General features: G+C 72.3%; 4 protein-coding genes. 3 read left to right on the top strand and 1 reads right to left on the bottom strand.

Annotated features, from left to right (window positions below; genetic code table 11):
* Positions 1-47: 47 nt before the first annotated feature.
* Entirely contained in the window at positions 48-884 is an 837-nt protein-coding gene (locus tag ACFU0Y_RS17175) for a phosphatase PAP2 family protein (RefSeq protein WP_380216023.1), read from the bottom strand.
* A 427-nt stretch (positions 885-1311) separates the two neighbouring features.
* On the opposite strand from ACFU0Y_RS17175, the gene ACFU0Y_RS17170 reads away from it, so the two are divergent.
* From ACFU0Y_RS17170 to ACFU0Y_RS17160, 3 genes are all read left to right on the top strand, one after another.
* A complete protein-coding gene (locus tag ACFU0Y_RS17170) occupies positions 1312-1644 on the top strand; it encodes a glutaredoxin domain-containing protein (protein WP_380216021.1) in 333 nt (110 codons plus the stop codon).
* 137 nt (positions 1645-1781) lie between these two features.
* Complete coding sequence (locus ACFU0Y_RS17165; RefSeq protein WP_380216019.1) at positions 1782-2975, top strand: ROK family transcriptional regulator; 1194 nt, start codon at positions 1782-1784, stop codon at positions 2973-2975.
* Between the two features lie 198 nt (positions 2976-3173).
* Positions 3174-4589 (top strand): sugar porter family MFS transporter, encoded by a 1416-nt coding sequence (locus ACFU0Y_RS17160; protein WP_380216017.1) that lies wholly within the window; start codon positions 3174-3176, stop codon positions 4587-4589.
* The last annotated feature ends 48 nt before the right edge of the window (positions 4590-4637 follow it).

Raw genomic sequence — 4637 nt, 5'->3', positions numbered from 1 at the left:
CCCGGAGCCGTGGCTCCGGGCGCCCTCCCGCGGGTGCGCACCGTGCGTCAGGCGGCGTGGTGGTCCGTCCGCCGGGCCACGACCGGCATCCGCGCCGTGTCGGGACGGGCGTCCACCACGGGCTCCTCCGCGGTGGCGGCGTCCCCGTCGACGTCGTCGTCCCACGCGGCGCCCTCCTGCCGCCAGCCGAAGCCGTAGGCCAGCGCGGGCACGAGGTGGTTGGCGAGTCCGCACCCCACGGCCAGGCCCGCCCACGCGACGGGGAACGAGGCGAGGACGTCCACGGGATAGTGCACGCCCAGGTAGAGACGGGACAGGCCCACGAGCACGGCGGCGCCCAGGCCCGCGACGAGCACGGCGGAGGCGAGGCCCGATCGGCGCATCGCGAGGCAGAACGCGGCCGCGATGGCCAGTGCGGCCCCCGCGTGCCCGGACGGGAAGGACGTGAGGCCCTCGACGACGACGAGCGGCTCCGGGAACGCCGTGCTGTCCGGCCGGGGGCGGCCGACGGCGACCTTGACCATCCCGACCGCGGCCCAGCCGGAGAGCGCCGTGATCACGAAGCCGGCGGCGTCCCACGGGCACCGGCGCGCGAGGGCGAGCCACGCCGTGAGCGCCGCGATGATCGCGAACGCGCCCGGGGTGGAGAACGCGTGGTGCAGGACGAGTGCTGCCGCGTCGAGGACGCCGAGGCGTGCCGCGTCGAGCCGGAGCAGGACCTCGGTCTCCTGTGCCGCGATCCCGGGGGAGTACACCAGCAGCCGTCCCACGGTCGCCGTGACGAGCACGACGATGAAGGGAACGACCACCCACTGGTGCAGCTGGGGGAGGGACCAGGTGGAGCGGGCCGGCCGGGGGGAAGAATGCTGCGCCGGTATTGCCATGCCCACCACCATGACACACGCCACGTTCCGCGGACCGCCGGGAGACCGGGTGGCAAGGGAGTTGCGGAAGAATTCCCCGAATCGATACAGAGAATGACAAATCATGAAGCTCTCGAGGCGGTACGTCCTCCCCCGGCGCCCTGTGTGACGCTCCACGACGTTCTGGTGCGCCCATCCTTCCGATCATCCTTTCCGGGGCGAGATTGTTCAGCAGAATGGCTGTTTCACGTGGAACGCCGCAGCATTCTACATCTTTCACCCTTGTTCGGTTGAGCATGCCGCCTCACACCCCTTCCCGCGGGATGATCGCGTCCGGACCGAGCTCCGCACGGTGTCCCCTCATCAGGGGACAGCCCTTGACGGCGGTGACCCCGGCTAGACTGGGCCGCCATCTCCACCGTGCCGCCCGACCCCGTGAGGAGCATCCGTGTTCAAGAAGGACCCGTCCCGCCACGCCCGCCCCGCCACCTCCCACACCGAGGCCCAGCAGCACGTCGAGCAGGGCGGGGTGGCCGTCTACTGGCGGCCCGGGTGCCCCTTCTGCAGCATGCTCGAGCGCGGGCTGGGCCCGGACGCGGAACGGGCCACGTGGACCAACATCTGGGAGGACCGCGACGCCCTGGCCTTCGTGGAGTCCCTCAACGACGGCAACGCCACGGTGCCCACGGTGGTGACCCGCGACGAGCACTTCGTCGCCGCCTCCCCCGCCCAGGTCGCCACCACCCGGAGCCTGATCGCCGAGGCCGGCTCCGTCCGCTGAGCGCTCCCGGGCCACGTCCCGGTCCGCTCCGGATCGCGTTCGGCAGGACGCCGGCCCGCCTTCCCCTCTGTCTTCGACCTGTGAACGCTGTTTAGGATGGTGTTCCCGTTCACGTTCACTGGTGAAAGAGGACGACGATGTCCGAGTCCGCAGGGTCCTCGGTTCCGCCCGGTTCGCAGACGTCCCTGCGCAACGCCAACCAGCGCCGGGTGCTCGACACGGTGCGCCGTGACGGCCGGCTCACGCAGGCGCAGATCTCCCGGCGCACCGCACTGGCACCGTCGACGGTGTCCAGCATCGTGCACGAGCTGATCGACGCCGGGCTGTTCGTCGCGGCGTCGGACGGCGCCGGCCGGCGGGGCCAGCTCATCGGCTTCCGCGGCTCGGCCGGCCACGTGGTCGGCATCGACGTGGGCCACCGCCACGTCACGGTGGCCGTGGCGGACCTGAACCAGGAGATCCTCGCGCAGCGGCGCCACGAGCTGCCCGACGAGCACCGCTTCGCCGAGGACCTCGAGCTCGTCGGCAGGACCCTCGACACCCTGCTCCGGGACCGGGGCACGGCCCGGTCCGGGCTGCTCGCCGCCGGGCTGACCCTCCCGGCCCCCGTGGACCTCGAGGGCCGGCTGATCAGCGCCGGTGCCATCCTGCCGGCGTGGAGCGGGATCGACGTGCGCGAGGAGGCCGGCCGGCGGCTGGGCCTGCCCGTCGTCGTCGAGAACGACGCCAACGCGGGCGCGCTCGGCGAGCACGCGTGGGGCGCCGGGCGCGGAGCCCGGAACATGGCCTACCTCAAGCTCGGCCACGGCGTGGGCGCGGGTCTGATCCTCGACGGGTCCCTGTTCCGCGGGGCCACCGGATCCGCGGGGGAGCTCGGCCACACGACCGTCGACGAGACCGGGCGCGTGTGCCGGTGCGGCAACCGGGGCTGCCTCGAGACCTACGTCTCCTCCGGGAACATCACCCGCCTGCTGGCCGACACCCACGGCGCCGACCTGACCGTGCCCGACCTCGTGGCCGCGGCGCTGGGCGGCGACCTCGGCTGCGCGCGGGTCATCGGGGACACCGGCCGCCTGCTCGGCACCGCGGTGGCCAACCTGTGCAACACCATCAATCCGGAGCTCGTGGTCGTCGGCGGCGAGCTCTCCCGGGCCGGCGAGCTGCTGCTCGCCCCGCTGCGCGACGTCGTCTCCCGGCACGGGGTCCACGGCGGCGTCCGGGACCTCCGGATCGAGGCCGCCCGGCTGGGGATCGAGGCCCACGTGGTGGGCGCCGTGGTCCTCGCCCTGCAGCACGCGGAGCTGCCCACGGGCGACGCCGCCGGACGATGACGCGCCGGACGTACCGCATCTTCGACTAATGGACATTCAGCGCCCTGAGTTTTAGTGTGGACCGCGTCACACGCATCCCTCGGCGTCGGCGGGTGCACCCGTCCCGGGGGTGCGGCGGGCGGCACGTCCCGCCCGCACCCTCCTCCAGCAGCCGATCTCTCCACCAGCGAGTCACTCCACCAGCAAGGGAGCTGTCCGATGAGCCAAGACGCCACGACCCCCAGGGTCGCGGAGCACCCGAACACCTCGGCGGTCCTCCGGATCACCATCGTCGCCGCCTTCGGCGGCTTCCTCTTCGGCTACGACTCCGCGGTCATCAACGGCGCGGTCGGCGCCATCCGGGAGGAGTTCGGGGTCGCCCCCGGACCACTCGGCTTCGCCGTGGCCTCCGCGCTGCTCGGGGCCGCCACCGGCGCGTTCTTCGGCGGCCGGGTGGCCGATCTGCTGGGCCGCGTCCCGGTCATGAAGATCGCAGCGGTCCTCTTCCTGGTCAGCGCGATCGGCTGCGGCGTGGTCGACAGCTTCGGGTGGCTGATCTTCTGGCGCGTCGTCGGCGGCGTGGGCGTGGGCGTGGCCTCCGTCATCGCTCCGGCCTACATCGCCGAGGTGGCGCCCGCGTCGATCCGAGGCAGGCTGGGCTCGCTGCAGCAGATGGGCATCGTGCTCGGCATCTTCATCGCCCTGGCCGTCGACGCCTGGCTGGCCGCCCTGGCCGGCGGGGCCACCCAGGAGCTGTGGCTCGGCCTGGAGGCCTGGCGGTGGATGTTCATGGCCGAGGCCATCCCGGCCGTCGCCTATCTGATCGGTGCGTTCACGATCCCGGAGTCCCCCCGCTACCTGGTGGAGGACGGCCGCCCGGACGAGGCCCAGGCCGTGCTGGCCAATCTGCAGGGCCCCGCGTCGGCGGCCGAACGCGTGCGCCTCATCAAGGAATCCCTCCGGATCGAGCACAAGCCCCGGCTGTCCGACCTGCGGGGACGGACCGCCGGTCTCAAGCCCATCGTGTGGGTCGGCATCGGCCTGGCCGCACTGCAGCAGTTCGTGGGCATCAACGTCATCTTCTACTACTCGACCGTGCTCTGGCAGTCCGTGGGCTTCACCGAGGCCGACTCGTTCACGATCACCGTCATCACGTCCGTGGTCAACGTGGCGGTCACCATCGTGGCGATCGCGCTCGTCGAGAAGGTCGGCCGGCGCCGGCTCCTGCTCATCGGCTCGGCGGGCATGACCCTCTCCCTCGCCACCCTCGCCGTCCTGTTCGCCACGGCCGACGTCGTGAACGGCCAGCCCGACCTCGGCCCGGCCGCCGGTCCCCTGGCGCTCGTGGCCGCCAACCTGTTCGTGGTCTTCTTCGGCGTCTCGTGGGGCCCCATGATGTGGGTCCTCCTGGGCGAGATGTTCCCCAACCGGATCCGCGGCGCCGCCCTCGCCGTGGCCGGGTTCGTGCAGTGGATCGCCAACTGGGTGGTCACCGTGACGTTCCCCGCCCTGGCCGCCTTCTCCCTGGGCGTCGCGTACGGGCTCTACGCGTTCTTCGGCCTCGTCTCGCTGATCTTCACGATCAAGATGGTCCGGGAGACCACCGGCATCGAGCTCGAGGACATGCAGGACTGACCGGCCCGCGGGCCACGACGGCGGCGGCCCTCCCCGCGAAGGATGTCC

Origin of the sequence: Kocuria sp. NPDC057446 (assembly GCF_042802875.1) — a bacterium.
In the GTDB taxonomy this organism is placed as follows: domain Bacteria; phylum Actinomycetota; class Actinomycetes; order Actinomycetales; family Micrococcaceae; genus Kocuria.
The sequence above is the reverse complement of the archived record's forward strand: the minus strand, read 5'-3'. Positions and strand labels throughout refer to the sequence as shown.

Coding starts and splice junctions, on each gene's coding strand:
- ACFU0Y_RS17175 (WP_380216023.1), bottom strand. CDS start 884: ATGGCAATACCGGCGCAGCATTCTTCCCCCCGGCCGGCCCGCTCCACC.
- ACFU0Y_RS17165 (WP_380216019.1), top strand. CDS start 1,782: ATGTCCGAGTCCGCAGGGTCCTCGGTTCCGCCCGGTTCGCAGACGTCC.
- ACFU0Y_RS17160 (WP_380216017.1), top strand. CDS start 3,174: ATGAGCCAAGACGCCACGACCCCCAGGGTCGCGGAGCACCCGAACACC.